The 17,655-nt window shown below is 68.6% G+C and carries 18 protein-coding genes; 11 read left to right on the forward strand and 7 right to left on the reverse strand.

All coding sequences use genetic code 11. The features are described 5' to 3' along the window. On the reverse strand, positions 1-749 hold a 749-nt coding region (locus tag ABT288_RS38355), incomplete at its 3' end, for a hypothetical protein (RefSeq protein WP_351618215.1). 599 nt (positions 750-1,348) lie between these two features. Beyond that, positions 1,349-2,134, reverse strand: a complete 786-nt coding sequence (locus tag ABT288_RS38360; protein ID WP_351618218.1) for a Crp/Fnr family transcriptional regulator — start codon at positions 2,132-2,134, stop codon at positions 1,349-1,351. A 456-nt stretch (positions 2,135-2,590) separates the two neighbouring features. Between ABT288_RS38360 and rpsL the strand changes: the two genes are divergently transcribed. The 4 genes from rpsL (at position 2,591) to tuf (ending at position 6,951) form a co-directional block, all read left to right on the forward strand. After that, positions 2,591-2,962 (forward strand): 30S ribosomal protein S12, encoded by a 372-nt coding sequence (gene rpsL / locus ABT288_RS38365; RefSeq protein ID WP_003948652.1) that lies wholly within the window; start codon positions 2,591-2,593, stop codon positions 2,960-2,962. A gap of 2 nt (positions 2,963-2,964) precedes the next feature. Then, positions 2,965-3,435: a 30S ribosomal protein S7 gene (gene rpsG / locus ABT288_RS38370; protein WP_055706461.1), complete on the forward strand. Its 471-nt coding sequence runs from the start codon at positions 2,965-2,967 to the stop codon at positions 3,433-3,435. A 39-nt stretch (positions 3,436-3,474) separates the two neighbouring features. Further along, positions 3,475-5,601 carry an elongation factor G gene (fusA, locus tag ABT288_RS38375; protein ID WP_351618221.1) on the forward strand — a complete coding sequence of 709 codons (2,127 nt, stop codon included), beginning with the start codon at positions 3,475-3,477 and terminating at the stop codon, positions 5,599-5,601. Between the two features lie 156 nt (positions 5,602-5,757). Then, complete coding sequence (tuf, locus tag ABT288_RS38380; protein WP_351618223.1) at positions 5,758-6,951, forward strand: elongation factor Tu; 1,194 nt, start codon at positions 5,758-5,760, stop codon at positions 6,949-6,951. 113 nt (positions 6,952-7,064) lie between these two features. Here tuf and ABT288_RS38385 read toward each other — a convergent pair whose 3' ends face one another. Together ABT288_RS38385 and ABT288_RS38390 are read right to left on the reverse strand one after the other, a co-directional pair. Further along, on the reverse strand, positions 7,065-8,084 hold the full coding sequence (locus tag ABT288_RS38385; protein ID WP_351618226.1) for a hypothetical protein: 1,020 nt from the start codon (positions 8,082-8,084) through the stop codon (positions 7,065-7,067). Positions 8,085-8,150: 66 nt separating this feature from the next. Continuing rightward, the gene (locus tag ABT288_RS38390; RefSeq protein WP_351618227.1) at positions 8,151-8,405 is read right to left on the reverse strand and encodes a hypothetical protein; all 255 of its coding nucleotides are present in this window, start codon (positions 8,403-8,405) and stop codon (positions 8,151-8,153) included. Positions 8,406-8,424: 19 nt separating this feature from the next. Here ABT288_RS38390 and ABT288_RS38395 point away from each other — a divergent pair, with 19 nt between their 5' ends. Further along, positions 8,425-9,069, forward strand: coding sequence for a serine/arginine repetitive matrix protein 2 (locus tag ABT288_RS38395; RefSeq protein ID WP_351618230.1), 645 nt, complete (start codon positions 8,425-8,427; stop codon positions 9,067-9,069). On the opposite strand, the gene ABT288_RS38400 is transcribed toward ABT288_RS38395, so the two are convergent. Further along, positions 8,984-9,550 (reverse strand): ATP-binding protein, encoded by a 567-nt coding sequence (locus ABT288_RS38400; protein ID WP_351618233.1) that lies wholly within the window; start codon positions 9,548-9,550, stop codon positions 8,984-8,986. The two genes, ABT288_RS38395 and ABT288_RS38400, sit on opposite strands and share 86 nt — an antisense overlap. A gap of 136 nt (positions 9,551-9,686) precedes the next feature. On the opposite strand from ABT288_RS38400, the gene ABT288_RS38405 reads away from it, so the two are divergent. Next, positions 9,687-10,532, forward strand: coding sequence for a helix-turn-helix domain-containing protein (locus tag ABT288_RS38405; protein ID WP_351618237.1), 846 nt, complete (start codon positions 9,687-9,689; stop codon positions 10,530-10,532). Continuing rightward, positions 10,529-10,717, forward strand: coding sequence for a DUF397 domain-containing protein (locus tag ABT288_RS38410; RefSeq protein ID WP_351618240.1), 189 nt, complete (start codon positions 10,529-10,531; stop codon positions 10,715-10,717). The genes ABT288_RS38405 and ABT288_RS38410 overlap by 4 nt, the downstream gene beginning before the upstream one ends. On the opposite strand, the gene ABT288_RS38415 is transcribed toward ABT288_RS38410, so the two are convergent. Further along, complete coding sequence (locus tag ABT288_RS38415; RefSeq protein ID WP_351618243.1) at positions 10,695-11,930, reverse strand: MFS transporter; 1,236 nt, start codon at positions 11,928-11,930, stop codon at positions 10,695-10,697. The two genes, ABT288_RS38410 and ABT288_RS38415, sit on opposite strands and share 23 nt — an antisense overlap. 315 nt (positions 11,931-12,245) lie before the next feature. Between ABT288_RS38415 and ABT288_RS38420 the strand changes: the two genes are divergently transcribed. The 3 genes from ABT288_RS38420 to ABT288_RS38430 all read left to right on the forward strand — a co-directional run bounded on the left by ABT288_RS38420 (position 12,246) and on the right by ABT288_RS38430 (position 15,496). Continuing rightward, positions 12,246-12,707: a hypothetical protein gene (locus ABT288_RS38420; protein WP_351618245.1), complete on the forward strand. Its 462-nt coding sequence runs from the start codon at positions 12,246-12,248 to the stop codon at positions 12,705-12,707. A gap of 9 nt (positions 12,708-12,716) precedes the next feature. Then, a complete protein-coding gene (locus tag ABT288_RS38425; RefSeq protein ID WP_351618248.1) occupies positions 12,717-14,552 on the forward strand; it encodes an alpha/beta hydrolase in 1,836 nt (611 codons plus the stop codon). 116 nt (positions 14,553-14,668) lie between these two features. After that, positions 14,669-15,496, forward strand: coding sequence for a hypothetical protein (locus ABT288_RS38430; protein WP_351618250.1), 828 nt, complete (start codon positions 14,669-14,671; stop codon positions 15,494-15,496). A gap of 250 nt (positions 15,497-15,746) precedes the next feature. Here ABT288_RS38430 and ABT288_RS38435 read toward each other — a convergent pair whose 3' ends face one another. Beyond that, positions 15,747-16,592 (reverse strand): hypothetical protein, encoded by an 846-nt coding sequence (locus ABT288_RS38435; RefSeq protein WP_351618253.1) that lies wholly within the window; start codon positions 16,590-16,592, stop codon positions 15,747-15,749. A 742-nt stretch (positions 16,593-17,334) separates the two neighbouring features. On the opposite strand from ABT288_RS38435, the gene rpsJ reads away from it, so the two are divergent. Then, complete coding sequence (gene rpsJ / locus ABT288_RS38440) at positions 17,335-17,643, forward strand: 30S ribosomal protein S10 (protein ID WP_003948644.1); 309 nt, start codon at positions 17,335-17,337, stop codon at positions 17,641-17,643. Positions 17,644-17,655: the final 12 nt, after the last annotated feature.

The raw sequence follows: 17,655 nt of genomic DNA on the forward strand, positions 1-17,655 counted from the left end.
TCGCTGTGTGGCGCGGCGCGGGGGCGGGGGCCCCCCCCTCCCCGGCCCGGCGCCGGGGGGGGGGGGGGGGGGGCCGGGGGGGGGGGGGGGGGGGGCCGCCCCCCCCCCCCCCCCCCCACCTCCCCCTCCCCCGTGTCACGGTGGTCCTCCTGCCGGTCCTCCTGCCGGTCCAGGCCGGCGGGCAGCGGCCCGTGCAGCCAGGCCTTCAGCGGGCCGTTCTTGCTGCCCACCGTCACCGGGCGGAACTCGGCCGCGGGAATGCCCGGGTGGTCGTGGCGCACCACGCCCGCGTACAGGGCGTCCGAGACGCACAGCGCGAAGTCGTCGGACCGCTCGCGCAGGGCGTCGCGCAACAGGCCGGCGTCGAGCAGGCGGCAGGCGTGGTTCAGATCGGAGCCGACCCAGCCGTCGAGTTCGTCCACGGCGACATAGCCGGTGGCGACGACACCGCGCAGCCGGATCTGGGCCGAGCGGGACGCCATGCGGTTGACGGCGTGCAGCTCGGCCGGGACCTCCTTGAGCAGGACGCGCAGCAGCGTCGTGACCGAGGCGTTCGCATCGATGAGTGCCAGGACCGCGTCCCCGCGGTCGGCGCGCAACCGCTGGGTCTCGTCGATGCCGGCGCGTTCCAGGGTGCGGTCGGTGATGTCGTAGAGCATGCGCCGCAGATAGGCCTGCTCCACGTCGTCTCGGTGGCTGAACCTCTCGATGTCCAGCAGCAGGATCGTACGGCTCACGGGGTCGGTCATCGTCGCCTCTCGGGGGGGTCCGCCGTGCAGGACAGCAGAGTGGCCGCGCCGCGGCGGCGGCCGTGAGGGCGGATGACGCAGTCGAAGTGTGACCGTGTGCACAGAGTGACCCGGGGGCCGTCGTCACCCTTCGGGGGCTCGGTCCCTCTCGGGTGACCGTGGTGGCCGGCGCCGCTCTTCGGGAGCCGGTCCCTTTGGGGTGGCCGCCGTCGCTCTTCGGGGTCTGGGGGCAGCAGTGATGGCCGGCGCCGCTCTCCGGGCGGCCGTGGGGGCCGCCGTCCGTCCCTGGGACGGCCCGGCCCCGAGGCCCCCCTGCCAGGCCGGCACCGCGCTGCGTCTGTCACCCGTCTGGCGGCGCCGGCGGCTGCTGTGACCGTCCTGCGGTTGTCGCCGTCCCTGCGGTGGCGGTGACTGCTGCCACGGTCCTGCGGCTGTCACCCTTCTGGCGGTGCCGGTGACCGGTGTCGCACCCTGCGGTCCTGGATGACTGCTGGAACCGTCCTGCGGCCGTCACCCTCCTGAGGCCGCTCCGATGAACGCTGGCGCCTTGCCAGCGGCCCCGCTGCCCGCCGTCACCCCCACGCCCCCGATGCCCGCCGTCACCCCCCGTCCGGCGGTCCCGGCGGTGACGGAATCCACGGGGCGCCCGGGGCGCCCGGGGCGGAGGTGGATGCCGCGGCCGCTATTCGGCGCAGCACGTCGGGGCGGTGGATGAGCAGGGCCCGGCGGCCCGTGGTGACCGCGTGTTTGTCGCGCAGCTCCTTCAGCAGGCGCTGGACCATCTCGCGGGAGGCACCCACCGAGCCCGCAAGCTCCTGTTTGCTCAGGGGGACGGAGACCTCGATGCCCTCCTCGGTGCGGCGGCCGTGCGTGCGGGCCAGGTCCAGCAGCAGGACGGCGAGCCGCTCGCGCACGTTCATGGAGGCGAACTCCAGGCGGCGCCGGTCGGCCGCCCGGGTGCGGTCGGCGGTGAGGCCCAGCAGGGCGAACGACGCGGCGGGGGAGCGGCGCAGGAAGTCCCGGAACCGCTCGTGCTCCACGGCCAGCGAGCGCACCGGCTCCAGCGCGGTCACCGTGGCCGAACGCGGCCGCCCGGTGAGCGCCGCCGACTCGCCGACGATGTCACCGGGGCCGCGCAGCGCGAGCAGTGCCTCGTATCCGTTGGCGGCCGCCGCGGTCACCTTGGTCCAGCCCTGCACGAGAAAGAGCACGTGGGAGGAGGGCTCGTGCTGGTGGATCAGCACCATGCGGGCGGTGAAGGCCAGCTCCCGGCCGAGGGCGAGCAGCACCTCCCGGTCCTCGGTTTCCAGCCGGGCCAGGAAGGGCACCCGGTCGTCCAGGCCGCCGTCGTCCCGTGCAGACGCGGTCGTCCAAGTGCTCGCCATGCCGGCCCCCCGAATTGTTCACCCGCAGCGGACGGATCAACGTACTGAAAGCGCACCAGGCATATCCTCGGCAAGAGCGGAAACCGGCCAGGTACGGCCGGAGGGCACTTTCCGGCCTTCCGACCAGGCCTGACGCGGTTCGGTGGGCGGCTCGCGGCGGGCGCTGGACAACTGGGACGAATCCCGGCCGGCGAGGTGGGAAGTCCGGCGTGTCGGTGCTCGCTCCATTTGTTTTGACCGAAGTCCGTGAGGTAGGTACGCTCAGACCTTGTGCCTGGGGTGTGCCCTGGCTCTCGTGCGTGCCTTCAAACCGCATGGCGAGCTATGAGCGGCCACCGTAATCTGTGCTCTTTTCGCCTTGCGGCGGGAGTCCGCCGGATTCGACACACCCGACCGCGTGGGTCGGCGACGTTCCAGGTTAGCTGTACCCATCGGCACACAGAAACCGGAGAAGTAGTGCCTACGATCCAGCAGCTGGTCCGCAAGGGCCGGCAGGACAAGGTCGAGAAGAACAAGACGCCCGCACTCGAGGGCTCCCCTCAGCGTCGTGGCGTCTGCACGCGTGTGTTCACGACCACCCCGAAGAAGCCGAACTCGGCCCTCCGCAAGGTCGCGCGTGTGCGTCTGACCAGCGGCATCGAGGTCACCGCTTACATTCCGGGTGAGGGACACAACCTGCAGGAGCACTCCATCGTGCTCGTGCGCGGCGGCCGTGTGAAGGACCTGCCGGGTGTTCGCTACAAGATCATCCGCGGCTCTCTCGACACCCAGGGTGTCAAGAACCGCAAGCAGGCTCGCAGCCGTTACGGCGCCAAGAAGGAGAAGTAAGAATGCCTCGTAAGGGCCCCGCCCCGAAGCGCCCGGTCATCATCGACCCGGTCTACGGTTCTCCTCTGGTGACCTCCCTGATCAACAAGGTGCTGCTGAACGGCAAGCGCTCCACCGCCGAGCGCATCGTCTACGGCGCCATGGAGGGCCTGCGCGAGAAGACCGGCAACGACCCGGTCGTCACGCTCAAGCGCGCTCTCGAGAACATCAAGCCGACCCTCGAGGTCAAGTCCCGCCGTGTCGGTGGCGCCACCTACCAGGTCCCGGTCGAGGTCAAGCCCGGCCGTGCCAACACCCTGGCGCTGCGCTGGCTGGTCGGTTACTCCCGCGCCCGTCGCGAGAAGACCATGACCGAGCGTCTCCTCAACGAGCTTCTCGATGCCTCCAACGGCCTCGGTGCGGCCGTGAAGAAGCGCGAGGACACCCACAAGATGGCCGAGTCCAACAAGGCCTTCGCGCACTACCGCTGGTAGTCGCTACCCACATCGAGACCGAGAGAAGACTGAAGCCTTATGGCTACCACTTCACTTGACCTGGCCAAGGTGCGCAACATCGGCATCATGGCCCACATCGACGCGGGCAAGACGACCACCACCGAGCGGATCCTGTTCTACACCGGTGTGTCGTACAAGATCGGTGAGGTCCACGACGGCGCTGCCACCATGGACTGGATGGAGCAGGAGCAGGAGCGTGGCATCACGATCACCTCTGCTGCCACCACCTGCCACTGGCCGCTGGAGAACGTCGACCACACCATCAACATCATCGACACCCCGGGCCACGTCGACTTCACCGTCGAGGTGGAGCGCTCCCTGCGCGTGCTCGACGGTGCCGTGACGGTGTTCGACGGCGTCGCCGGCGTTGAGCCGCAGTCCGAGACCGTGTGGCGTCAGGCGGACCGCTACGGCGTTCCGCGTATCTGCTTCGTCAACAAGCTGGACCGGACCGGTGCCGAGTTCCACCGCTGCGTCGACATGATCTCTGACCGCCTCGGCGCTCAGCCGATCGTGATGCAGCTGCCGATCGGTGCCGAGGCCGACTTCAAGGGCGTCGTGGACCTGGTCCGCATGAAGGCGCTCGTGTGGTCCGCCGAGGCGACCAAGGGCGAGATGTACGACGTCGTCGACATCCCGGCCACGCACACCGAGGCGGCCGAGGAATGGCGCGGCAAGCTCCTCGAGGCCGTCGCCGAGAACGACGAGCAGCTGATGGAGCTGTACCTGGAGGGCGAGGAGCCCACCGAGGAGCAGCTCTACGCGGCGATCCGTCGTATCACCATCGCGTCCGGCAAGGGCACCGGCACCACCGTGACCCCGGTGTTCTGTGGCACCGCGTTCAAGAACAAGGGCGTCCAGCCCCTGCTCGACGCGGTCGTGCGCTACCTGCCTTCCCCGGTTGACATCGAGGCCATCGAGGGCCACGCGGTCAACAACCCGGAGGAGGTCGTCAAGCGCAAGCCGTCCGACGACGAGCCGCTGTCCGCGCTGGCGTTCAAGATCATGAGCGACCCGCACCTCGGCAAGCTCACCTTCGTCCGGGTCTACTCGGGCCGCCTGGAGTCCGGCTCTTCGGTGCTGAACTCCGTCAAGGGCAAGAAGGAGCGCATCGGCAAGATCTACCGCATGCACGCCAACAAGCGTGAGGAGATCGACTCGGTGGGCGCCGGCGACATCGTCGCCGTCATGGGCCTGAAGCAGACCACCACCGGTGAGACGCTGGCCGACGACAAGAACCCGGTCATCCTGGAGTCCATGGACTTCCCGGCGCCGGTCATCCAGGTCGCCATCGAGCCCAAGTCGAAGGGCGACCAGGAGAAGCTGGGCGTCGCGATCCAGCGCCTGGCCGAGGAGGACCCGTCCTTCCAGGTCCACTCGGACGAGGAGACCGGCCAGACCATCATCGGTGGTATGGGCGAGCTGCACCTCGAGGTGCTGGTCGACCGTATGCGCCGTGAGTTCAAGGTCGAGGCCAACGTCGGCAAGCCGCAGGTGGCCTACCGCGAGACGATCCGCAAGGCCGTCGAGCGCGTCGACTACACCCACAAGAAGCAGACCGGTGGTACCGGTCAGTTCGCGAAAGTGCAGATCGGCATCGAGCCGCTCGAGGGTAGCGACACCTCGTACGAGTTCGTGAACAAGGTGACCGGTGGTCGTATCCCGAAGGAGTACATCCCTTCGGTCGACGCCGGTGCGCAGGAGGCCATGCAGTTCGGCATCCTCGCCGGTTACGAGATGACCGGTGTCCGCGTGATCCTGCACGACGGTGCCTACCACGAGGTCGACTCCTCCGAGCTCGCCTTCAAGATCGCCGGTTCGCAGGCCTTCAAGGAGGCCGCGCGCAAGGCTTCGCCCGTGCTGCTCGAGCCGATGATGGCCGTCGAGGTCACCACGCCCGAGGACTACATGGGTGAGGTCATCGGTGACATCAACTCCCGCCGTGGCCAGATCCAGGCCATGGAGGAGCGGGCCGGTGCCCGCGTCGTGAAGGGCCTCGTGCCCCTCTCGGAGATGTTCGGTTACGTCGGCGACCTGCGCAGCAAGACGTCCGGCCGTGCGAGCTACTCCATGCAGTTCGACTCCTACGCCGAGGTTCCGCGGAACGTCGCCGAGGAGATCATCGCGAAGGCCAAGGGCGAGTAACGCACCGCGTTCACACGCCGTAGGCTTGACTCCGGAGCCTCAAGGGGCAAACAGCCGTAAACCCGGATGTTTGCCCCCGGTTCCGGGCCTTTACAGCAAAGATCACCTGGCGCCGATGAAGTAAGGCGTACAGAACCACTCCACAGGAGGACCCCAGTGGCGAAGGCGAAGTTCGAGCGGACTAAGCCGCACGTCAACATCGGCACCATCGGTCACATCGACCACGGTAAGACGACCCTCACGGCCGCCATTACCAAGGTGCTGCACGACGCGTACCCGGACCTGAACGAGGCCACCCCGTTCGACAACATCGACAAGGCGCCCGAGGAGCGCCAGCGCGGTATCACCATCTCCATCGCGCACGTCGAGTACCAGACCGAGGCGCGTCACTACGCCCACGTCGACTGCCCGGGTCACGCGGACTACATCAAGAACATGATCACGGGTGCGGCGCAGATGGACGGCGCCATCCTCGTGGTGGCCGCCACCGACGGCCCGATGCCGCAGACCAAGGAGCACGTGCTCCTGGCCCGCCAGGTCGGCGTTCCGTACATCGTCGTCGCCCTGAACAAGGCCGACATGGTGGACGACGAGGAGATCCTGGAGCTCGTCGAGCTCGAGGTCCGTGAGCTCCTCTCCGAGTACGAGTTCCCCGGCGACGACGTTCCGGTCGTCAAGGTCTCCGCTCTCAAGGCCCTCGAGGGCGAGAAGGAGTGGGTGGACTCCGTCCTCAACCTGATGGCCGCCGTCGACGAGTCGATCCCGCAGCCGGAGCGCGACGTCGACAAGCCGTTCCTGATGCCGATCGAGGACGTCTTCACGATCACCGGTCGCGGTACGGTCGTCACCGGCCGTATCGAGCGTGGTGTCCTGAAGGTCAACGAGACCGTCGACATCATCGGCATCAAGCCGGAGAAGACCAGCACCACGGTCACCGGCATCGAGATGTTCCGCAAGCTGCTCGACGAGGGCCAGGCCGGTGAGAACGTCGGTCTGCTGCTCCGCGGCATCAAGCGCGAGGACGTCGAGCGCGGCCAGGTCATCATCAAGCCGGGCTCGGTCACCCCGCACACCGAGTTCGAGGCCCAGGCCTACATCCTGTCCAAGGACGAGGGTGGCCGCCACACGCCGTTCTTCAACAACTACCGCCCGCAGTTCTACTTCCGTACGACGGACGTGACCGGCGTGGTGACCCTCCCCGAGGGCACCGAGATGGTCATGCCGGGTGACAACACCGAGATGAAGGTGGACCTCATCCAGCCCGTCGCCATGGAGGAGGGCCTGAAGTTCGCCATCCGCGAGGGTGGCCGCACCGTGGGCGCCGGCCAGGTCACCAAGATCGTCAAGTAAGTCCAGCTTGCTTGAGGGTCACCTGACCTGAGGTCTCTGACCTGGGAGAGGCCCGTACGACTCCGGTCGTACGGGCCTCTTCGTCGTTTCCATGCGTTTTGTGAACGTGACAGTCACTGCATGTTCTGCACCGGCGGATGGTCGTACGACGCCTCGCACACGTACACCTGGAGGCTGTAGCCCCGGCCGATGGTGATCTGCGTGTGGCAGGCCGGTCCGTCCGAGTGGTAGCCGGTGTACCCGGCGTCCTCCACCGGCCGCCAGCTGCCGCTGCCGCCGTCCCACTCGATGCCGTCGACGGTGAGCAGGGGCCGCACCCCGGCGCCGCACTCGGCGCAGGCCATGGGGAACGGGTCGGAGAAGCTCCAGGGCGCGTGGCCGCCGAGCTTCCACCCAGGGGCGACGGAAAGGTCGTACTGGTAGCAGACTTCTGGCTCCCCGGAATCCTCGTCCGCCGACGCCTCTTCCCACTCCTCGATCCGGTCCGCCAGCTCCTTGGGCAGCTCGTGCGGGGCCGGGTACTCGACGACGGTCTCGGGGTGCAGCACACATGGTTCGGGCAGGTAGTCACCGCTGCCGATCACCGCGGGCCGCGGCGGAGCGGCGAGCGGGGCGACGACATCGGCGGCCCGGCGCCAGCGCAGATCGACCCTCGGTACGTAGCCGTCCTCGGGATGGTCGAAGGGGCACCACAGCACCTGCAGCAGATCGGTGCCGCCGGGCCGGGGCAGCGTGGGCACATCGACGGCGCGTATCTGAGCGACCGGCACCAGCGGCACGGGCCCGTCCAGGGCTGTTCGGTACGCCTTGGTCCCACGCTCGACCAGCGCACGTTCCTCCTCGGTCAGCAGGTCGGCGCCCTGCGGACGGGGCCGAGCCCAGGCCTCCCGCAGAACGCGTCGGCAGACGTGTACGTCGTCCGGTGCCACACCCAGGTGCCAGGGACCGGCGTGCTCCGGGCAGGTCGGCCACTCCTCGCCGGCCGGCCACAGCAGCGGCCCGCCGACGGAACTGTCCGCCGCGGTCGGCGCACCGGCGCGGGGATGCAGCCGTACGGCGGTGCGGGCGAGCGGGGCCAGCTCGGGGAAGTGCTCGGTGATGTCCAGGGGGCGGGGTGGCGTGGTCCGGGGCATGGCGGGAGGTTACTGGGCCGCTCTGACAGCACGGCCGGGCCGGGTGGCTTCGGAAGCGCCCGGCGTTCAGCGCTGGGAGAGCTCCTGGCCGTCCACGGAGTAGGTGGTCACCCCGCCCACCGCGGTGATCGCCATGGTGTGCCAGCCGTCGAGTCCCATCGGGTGGGAACTCCTGACGCGGTCTCCCTGCACGCTGCTGCGCCAGCTCGTGGTGTCGAGCCGAGGACCGAACCGACTCCATCCGCCGTTGGGCATGTACTCGTAGTCGAGTTCGCTGTACTTCCATGACCCGTGGTCCGGGGAACAAAGAGTCAGAGCCATTGCCGTACGATGCGCCCTCGTGGCGATACAGAATCCGTACCCGTGGGGACCCCCGTACGGCGGTCCGCCGCCTCCGCCGGTGAACATCCCGGCGAAGGACCTGCGACCCCGGCGCATCTGGTACGTGGTATCCGCGCTGCTGGGGCTCGTGCTGGCCGGTGCCGGCGTCGCCTTCATCGTGGTGACGGTGAAGGACACCGTGGACTCGATCGACACCGCCCACAGCTTCTCCAGCGGTGACTCGCGGACGTTCGGCTTCGTCCGGGGGAAGACGAAGGCGATCTACGTCTCCCAGTCCGGGCAGGGCCATGTCGTCTGCCGGATCCCGCAGATGCGGTCCGGGTCGATGACCCAGCCGGACAGCACCTTCACCATCACCCTCGGTTCCCGCACCTGGGACCGCGTCCTCGAGGTGAAACCCGGCAGCAGCGGCGACTACACGCTCACCTGTACCTCCGAGTTGCCGGCCGAGTTCGCCCTGGGAGACAAGCCCCGGGTGGGGGCCACGATCGGGAGCATCGCCGCGGGGATCGCCTGCTTCCTCGCCGCGGTCGCCACCACCGCCACCATCGTCATCGTCACCGCTGTCCGACGCGGCCGGCACCGGCGCCGGCTGGCCGCCGCGCTGGCTCCTCCACCGCAGTGGGGCCCGCCGCCTCAGTGAGGTGCCCTGGACGGAGCCTCTGCTCGCTGAGTCCTGGTGCCGGGACGGTGATCTCGGCCCATACGGTCTTGCGCGGAGTCCGGCCCGTCGAGACACCCCAGCGGTCGGCCAACGCCTCCACGAGGACCAGCCCCCGCCCCGATTCGCCCTCGGTATCGGGGTGTTGGACCAGGGGCAGGCGGTCACCGCGCGTGTCGGTCACCTCGATGCGGAGGATGTCGCCGACGACGTAGAGGGTGAGCCGGAAGTTCCGTCCGGACACCCGGCCGTGGATCGCGGCGTTGGCGGCCAGCTCACCCACGATGTGCTGTGCCGCGTCCAACGGAAGCCCCCAGGTGCGGAGTTGCTCGGTAGCCAGCAGTCGGGCCAGCCGGGCGCCGCGACGCGTGGGGGACAGGAGGACCGTGAAGTTGGGGATGGGGCTGGTGAGTTCGGCCGGGGCCTCGCCGATCTCGGCCGTCTCGGCGGTTTCTTGATTCATGTCACTCAGCGTGGCGGACCCTGCTTCCATAGGTGAGTGACAACGCCTTCACGTACGGTGACTGTCTCCGCTTTGTCTCGGCTGTCTCGGCTGTCTCGGGCGTTGTACGGGTACAGGTGCGCGTCGGAGGAGGGTCATGAGCGACGGTGTGGACGAGGCGGGTTGGGACGTCGAGCCGGGGGACGAGATCGAGCCGGTGGTCCAGGCGGTGGGGCGCCTGCTCAGGGTGTGCCGGGAGGCGGCCGGGCTGAGCGTGGCCGAGCTGGCCGAGGCCCTGGGCTACGGCGAGGACATGATCCGCAAGATCGAGCGCGGCGTGCGGATTCCCCGGCCTGAGCTGCTCGACAGGGCGGACCAGATCCTGAAGGCGCAGGGGCATCTGAGGGCCTTCTTGGAGGACATGCGCAAGGCCCGGTATCCGAAGAAGGTGCGGGAGCTGGCGGAGATGGAGGGCCGGGCGGTCGAGCTACTGCTGTACAGCCACCACAACATCCATGGCCTGCTGCAGACAGAGGAGTACGCACGAGCGCTGCTTCGCACCTGGCGTCCGGCCTATACCCCGGATCAGCTGGAGCGCATGGTGGCGGCGCGCATCGCCCGGAAGTCCGTCTTCGAGCGGTCGCCCGCACCCGAGTTCAGCTTCGTCCAGGAAGAGGTGACACTGCGCCGCCCGGTCGGGGACACAATGGTGTTGCGCCGACAGCTAGAACACATGCTGGAGGTGGCCCGGTTGCCGTTCGTGGAGCTTCAAGTGATGCCGACCGCCCGCGCGAATCACCCTGGGACGGGTGGTCTGATCGAGGTGCTGAAGTTCCTGGATGGAACGGGAGTTGGCCGTACCGACGGTGACTTCTCGGGCCGCCCGGTCTCGAACCCGAGGCAACTCCGTGTCCTCGACCTGCGCTATGGCATCATCCGGGCTCAGGCGCTCACGCCAGAGGAGTCTCTGGTCTTCATCGAGCAAGCACTGGGAGAACTATGAGCACCCCGGAACTCCACTGGTTCAAGAGCAGCTACAGCAGCAGTAGCAACGGCAATGACTGCATCGAGGTCGCCCCCACCCCTACCACCATCCACATCCGCGACTCCAAGAACGCCGACGGCCCCCGGCTCGCCGTCACCCCCACCACCTGGACCGCCTTCGTCACGTACGCCGCCGAAGGCTGACGGCCCACGCCACCAGGCCCAGCCCCAGAAGTGCAGCTCCCGTCGCCGGGACCGCCCCCCACCCGCCGAACCGGTACGCGGTGACACCGAGGGCGGAGCCCGCCGCGCCGCCGAGGTAGTACGACGTCATGTAGACGGACGCGATCCGGGCCCGGGGGTGGTCCGGGAGGTCGTAGACCACGCTCATGTTGAGCAGGTGGACGCCATGGACCGCGACGTCCATGACCAGCACCCCGGTCACCAGCCAGGCCAGGCTGCGGCCGCCCGGCCACATCGCCGCGAACGCGATCACGCCCAGCGAAAGCAGCACACCGGTGGCCACCTCCTGCCGGCCCCGGTCGGCGAGCCGGCCCGTCGCCTTGGCCGCGATGGCGCCTGCCGCGCCGACCAGTGCGAACAGCCCGATTGCAGACGCGCCCCAGCCGTAGTGCGGGCCGGCCAGAAGGAACGCCGAGGTCGCCCAGAAGACGCTGAAGGCTGCGAAGCAGCAGGCCCCGATCAGTGAGCGCCGGCGCAGTACCGGCTCGGTGGCGGCCAGTCGGAGCGTGGCGGCGAGCTGGGCGCCGTAGCGGAGCGAGACGTCCGGCGGGGAGGGCGGCAGCACCCGTACGAGAAGCAGGGCCACCGCCGCCAGCGTCCCGGCCGCGGCCAGGAACACCGAGCGCCAGCCGAACGCCCCGCCGACCAGCCCGGCCGCCGTGCGAGAGCACAGGATGCCGATCAGGAGGCCGGTGAGCAGGGTGCCCATCGCCCGGCCGCGCTGGTCGGCGGGTACGACGGAGGCGGCGTACGGCATGAGGATCTGGACGACGACCGCCCCGGCGCCCACGGCCAGGCCTCCGGCCAGCAGGACCCACAGCGAGGGCGCCGCTCCCGACAGGAGCATTCCGGTGCCGGCCGCACCGAGCAGGATGCCGATCAGGCGGCGGCGCGCGACGATGTCGCCGAGCGGCACGATCAGCAGCAGGCCCAGGGTGTAGCCGACCTGGGTGGTGGTGACCAGCGCTCCCGCCGCGGACGACGAGGCGCCGTACGAGGCAGCGATCCGGGGTAGCAGGGGCTGGCAGTAGTAGAGGCAGGCGGCGATCAGGCCACAGGCCGTAGCAAGGAGGCCTATCAGGCGGGGGTGTGGTGGGGAAGGCGCCACGGCCCTGGCTGTCGGCTCGGATGACTGGTCGAGGTCTGTCTTATCGGTCGGGGCGGGAACCGTCATGACAGGGACGCTAGGCGGTCCCTGAGCCCACGCTAAGATCCAATCCGGTCCGCCGACGCTGGGCCAATCCGCCGGGCTTCGGCGGACTGAAGTTCTGTATGTGCTGCCAGGCCATACACCCGGTACGCCAGGCACGTATGAGTACGGATACTCAGCTTCTGTGGTGGCTGGAGCGGACGGCCCGTCGATCGAGAGCCGCTATGTTGTCCAGGAACGCCAGAGACGCTGACCTGATTGCCTTGTACGCGGGGAGCTGGCGTGGGCCGGCTGGGGTGCCGGCGACTGGCTGACGGGGGCACGGGGAGAGTCACGGACATGTCCTGGGACGAGTGGGAACAGCTGAAAGCGGATGCGGCTGCGCGAGGCGGTTCTGCTCGGATGCAGTTGAATCATGTTCCGGACCCGGTGAGTGGCGGCTCTTCAGGAGTGAGCTCGGATCGGCTCAAGTCGGACAAGAAGGTCTGGGCGAAGGTCGGCGGGGACGTCAAGGGGGTGCAGGACGACGTTCGCAAGGCCTTGGGGAAGTTGGACGACGGGCAGTCGGGGCTGGGAGCCGGGGCTGGGTGTGAGTCGGCCGCGGCGCAAAAGGAGCTGTTCGACTCCTGGAAGAAGTACGTCGGAGATGTGAGCAGTCGCTGCGGGGGGCTGGGCGGCTTGCTGGAGCGTGCGGGGCACGATCTGTCGATGTCCGATGCGGACGTCCGGGCCGAGCTGGAGAAGATCAAGCTGAAGTACCGGGACACCGACGCCGTCGGTGGCCAGGCGAAGGGCAAGTGATCGGCGACCATGGATCTTGCGACGCTCAAGGCTCTCAAGCCGTCCGAGTACCAGGAAGCCGCAGCTGGGTACCGGGCCACGAGCAAGATGGCGGGTACGGCCAAGGAGGCGATCGGCAACCGCATCTCGGCCCAAATCCGCAATCAGCTGGAGGGGGAGACGGCGAATGCCGCCCTGCGGGAGTTGAAGGAGCTGTCGAAGGATTTCCACTACGTCGAGGCCGAGTGCGCGCTGGTCAGTACCGCGCTGGATGGCTTCGCCTTCGACATGGCAGCGGCCAAGCGGAAGCTGGAGTCGGCGATCGAGGACGCCAAGGCGGCGGGGTGCACGGTGGGTGCGGACGGTTCGGTCTCCTTCCCCGCGGGCGGCAAGGAGGTCGACGGCAGACTGCCGGAAGGCGGCACGGTCTCGGCGAGTCCCAGCCCGGCGGATCCGACGTCGGCGGCACTGGAGCGCCAAGCCGTCCACATGCATCCGAACCCGAACTTCGGCAAGGCCGTCGGGTTCGCCGACCGCATAGGCGACGCCCTGAAGGACGCCACGGACGCGGACGCCAAGTGGGCCCCGAAGCTGCGTGCGCTGAAGGCTGACGACGACTTGGTGGTCTCCGACAGGGACTGGATCGACGTCAAGTCGGACACAGACGGTGTGCGCGACGCCGGCAAGAGCTACCTCGACTCCCTGCCCCAGCCTCCCAAGCACGACAGTCCGAAGGACAATGCCGCCTGGTGGAATGGCCTCACCGACGAGCAGCGGTCGGACTACCTGGCAGTCCACCCCGACTCGGTCGGCGCGATGGACGGGCTGCCCGCCACGGTGCGGGACCAGGCCAACCACACTGTTCTCGACGAGGCTCACGCAAAGGCTCAGCTGGGATACGACGCCTGGCTGAAGAATCACCCCGAGCCGAAGCGGTACGAGCCCTACTTCGATCCGAGGACGGGCATGGAAGTGAAGGGGAGGACGGTCGAGAACCAGGAGTGGAAGGACTGGGAGAAGGCCCGGCAGGAGGCCCGGGGTCCGCTCGGCGGGATGGAGGCGATCCAGAAGCGCTTCGACACCTACACCGACGAGAGTAAGCGCCCCTACTTGCTTGGCTTCGACGACAAGAACAACGGGCGTGCCATCGTCTCCATCGGCAACCCCGATACTGCCGACAACGTGGTGACCTATGTTCCCGGCACCGGCACCACGCTGAGCGGCATCGACGGTGACATTCACCGTGCCGAACTCCTCCAGGACCGGGCAAGCCTCATCGACCCCACCCACACAACGGCGTCGATCATGTGGCTCGGCTACGACGCTCCGCAGGATCTCCTCGGCGACGCGACCGACGCCAAGTACGCCGACGCCGCCCGCGAGCCACTGAGTAACTTCCTGACCGGGGTCGACACCGCCCACCACGGATCGGTGAACTCAACGGTTCTGGGACACAGTTACGGCACGCTGGTGGCCGGCGAGACCATGCGCGACCATCCGGACCTGCCAGTGGACAACGCAATCCTGGTGGGCAGCCCCGGCGTGGGCGCGAACCACGCCAAGGACCTGCACATCGGTGCCGACCACGTATGGGCGGCCACCGCCAAGCACGATCTGGTGAACCTCGCCCCGCCGCCGGCCGGGACGCTGGCACCCCTGAACCCGATGGCATACTGGCGCCTCTTCAATGATCACTCGATCATGTATGGGAATGATCCGACATCCGATGAATTCGGCGGCCAGACCTTCCATGTCGCCGACGGAGAGCTGCCGGGCACGGACGGTTTCATGCCTGCGCATAGCCAGTACTGGGAGGGCGACTCCCTGAACAACATGGCGAAGATCGTGACAGGAGGAACCCCATGAGGCTGCCCCGGGCAGCGTCGGTCGCTGCCGTCCTGACCGCGGCCGTTGCGGTGGCGGCGTGCGGATCGGGGCAGACGGGAAGTAGCGGCGGAAGTACAGCATCGAAGCAGGTCACCATGGACGAGCAGCAGGCAACCAAGCGCGCCGAGGAAATCATCCACCAGGCCGTCGACGGCATGTCTCCGAAGCCGACCCTCAAGCGCACTGGGCTGGCGCCCGTCGGAGCCTGTGTCGCCGACGACCACAGCGCCGGCGAACGCCAGCAGGTCGCCCTCTCGTACCAGCTGACCGGGGTGCCGGGTACCGAGGCGAGGAAGCTGGTGCGTCAGGCCAGGGACGCCTGGGTGAAGCGTGGCTACAAGTTCCAGGGCTCGGACGCGGACTGGTCGGATCCCTTCCCTTCGGTGAGCATGCGCACCGTGCCGGACGATTTCTGGATGAGCGCGCTCACCGGTGTCGTCGACAAGGCCAAGGGGGAAGGACTGGCAGCCATCACCGTGACGTCTCCCTGTTTCGCCGCGAACAGCTCCAGCACGGCCGACCCCGCCTCTTTCCGGCAGACCGCCACCGACGAGCAGGCCGAGCGGCGAGCCCGCGATCACTCCAGTCGGCTCTACGACGCGCTCCAGGTGCGGCACGCGCCCGCGCGAGAGGGGGAGGGCCTCGCCACCTACCAGGACGGTGAGGGCACATACGCTCACCACGCCTGGTCGACAGGGTTGCTGCCCGAGGACGCCATGGCCCAGGCGCTGGCGCGGGCTCAGGCCCACTTCGAGAGCCGGGGCTGGACTCTCCAGCGCGTCTCGACGGCCACCGGCGTCCCGGCTCTCCTGGCCCGTAACGCCGATGACGGGAGCATGGCCCAGTTGGCCCCATCAACCGATGGCACGCTGCGTGTAGCCGTGACTACTCCTACGGTGCCCCCCAGGTCCGCGTCGATCTGACGGCGCGGCGTACCGCCGAGGTCGACCTCGAACAGGACGGCGGCAAGTCAACGCTCCTGGCCGGAGGCCAGTTCCCGGTGGCGCACAGGTCCATATATTCAGCCACCGGGAGATGAGTCGGAGGAAGGTGGGCACTCGCTCTTGCGTGAGGCACTACGGCCACACCGTCCAGCCGTAAGGAAATTCGACGGCAGTGTCCGGCCCGGCAGTACGGCCACGGATTCGCTCCGGTCGGGTTAGGCGAGGGTCTTCAACGGCCGCCGCCACCTCCTTTTTCGTCACCATCCAGTGAGCTCCCTTTCGACGACTTTCCGCGGCCTCGATCGGGTAGCCCGCCGTGGGCCGACGTGCGGAGCTGGCAACTGTGCCATCCGCGCATTTTCATCTGATGGCTGTCCCGCACGATGGTGGCCAGGGTTTCGGCGAAGCCGTCGGACACCCCGGGGGTATTCCTCGCACGGTTCAGGCCAAGCCCACGTTGACTACGGGTAGGCCGTGGACGCCCGTCGGCTCGAAAGGACACCGGCTGGATCGCCGAACCGTCGATGACCATGACGCCGTCCTGTTGCCGCACCGCGTTCATCGGCCAGCCCACGGCCTCGCGGCCGCGGCCGTCCGTGCCGGCGGGCCCAGACCAGGGTGTGGGAACCGACCGGCAGAGCCGAGAGGGCGTCCATGCCCTGGAGCGAGCGGTGTGGGCAGGTTCGCTGTCTGAATCCTCGCCGGCGTCCCGGCGGGCCAGCCATGCCCAGAGGGCCGAGTCCGAAAGACCGAACGGCGCGGTGTCGTCCTTCGGTACGACCACCGTCGCGATCCCCGCGACCGGCGGAAACTGCACTGCACGCTCCTCGCCGTCGGCCACGTCCAGCGCGACACCGCAGGGCACTCCCGCCTGCGGGACGGACGCGTCGAGAAGCCGAGCCCCGAGCGCTGTCTCGTACGTCCACTCCTCGTCGCCCCGGTCCCGGGCCAGCGCGTAGCGTGCAAGCGCGGGCTCGTGGGAGAACGCGAAGATCCAGCGGATCCCGCCGAAATCGACGGTCAGCCAGCCCTGGTCCTGGACAGGGACCAGTACGGCGGTGTCCCGGAACGTCACAAGCCTCTCGGTGAACCGGCTCCGTCGGGCGTCGGCCTTGCGTGGGCGGCCGCGGGCGAGACGGGCGGTGCCTCGGCAGTCGTCTGCGGGGCGGAGGCCGGTGGAGATCCCGGTGCTGTGCGGGACCGGCCAGATCCGCGTATTCAGCGAGACGCGAGCGTCGGACCGGCGCCTGCCCGCCACCCCCGAGTCAGGCATGCGACAAACGCCGACACAGGGACGATCTCCGTTGTCAGCCGCATCTCACGGCCGCCGCGCCCATCCCGAAGGCGCCCAGACGGCCTTCACACCCCGGCCGGGGCGGGTCGGCCTCTGCCCCCTGTTTGACCCCCGTCACCCCCGGGGTATTCTCTCCGCCCCGATTGGCATCCGCCCCGCCCCCTATGGCAGACTGTCCGAGTTGCTCGGTCGAGTGTTGATGCTGCGCGCCTCCCGCCGGGAGGACCGGAAGCGAGTCCCACAGTACTCGTCGTCCTAACTGCCCTCGGGCAGCACTGGGGCGGACGTACGGGAATCTTCCGGGAAGCGTGGGCGCGGCACCGACCAGGCGCCCGGTGGGCCCGAGGTCCCCGGCCCGCGGTTCCGGAAGGGCCGTCGCATTCCCCGCAGGGATGTTCGAGAGATGGGACATCTGTGTCAGCGGGAGCGCGACACGCCCGACCGCGTGGGTCGGAGGAGTGAGGGGCAAGAAGGAATCCGCCGGGTTCCAGAGCGTGAGAAGAGACAGGACTACTGAGTAGCCATGGCGGGACAGAAGATCCGCATCCGGCTCAAGGCCTACGACCACGAGGTCATCGACTCCTCGGCGAAGAAGATCGTCGAGACGGTGACCCGCACGGGTGCGTCGGTCGCGGGCCCGGTGCCGCTGCCCACTGAGAAGAACGTGTACTGCGTCATCAAGTCGCCGCACAAGTACAAGGACTCGCGCGAGCACTTCGAGATGCGCACGCACAAGCGCCTGATCGACATTCTCGACCCCACCCCCAAGACCGTTGACTCTCTGATGCGACTCGACCTCCCGGCCGGTGTCGACATCGAGATCAAGCTCTGAGGGTCGGTGAGC

Origin of the sequence: Streptomyces sp. NPDC001093 (assembly GCF_040298985.1) — a bacterium.
Lineage (GTDB): Bacteria > Actinomycetota > Actinomycetes > Streptomycetales > Streptomycetaceae > Streptomyces.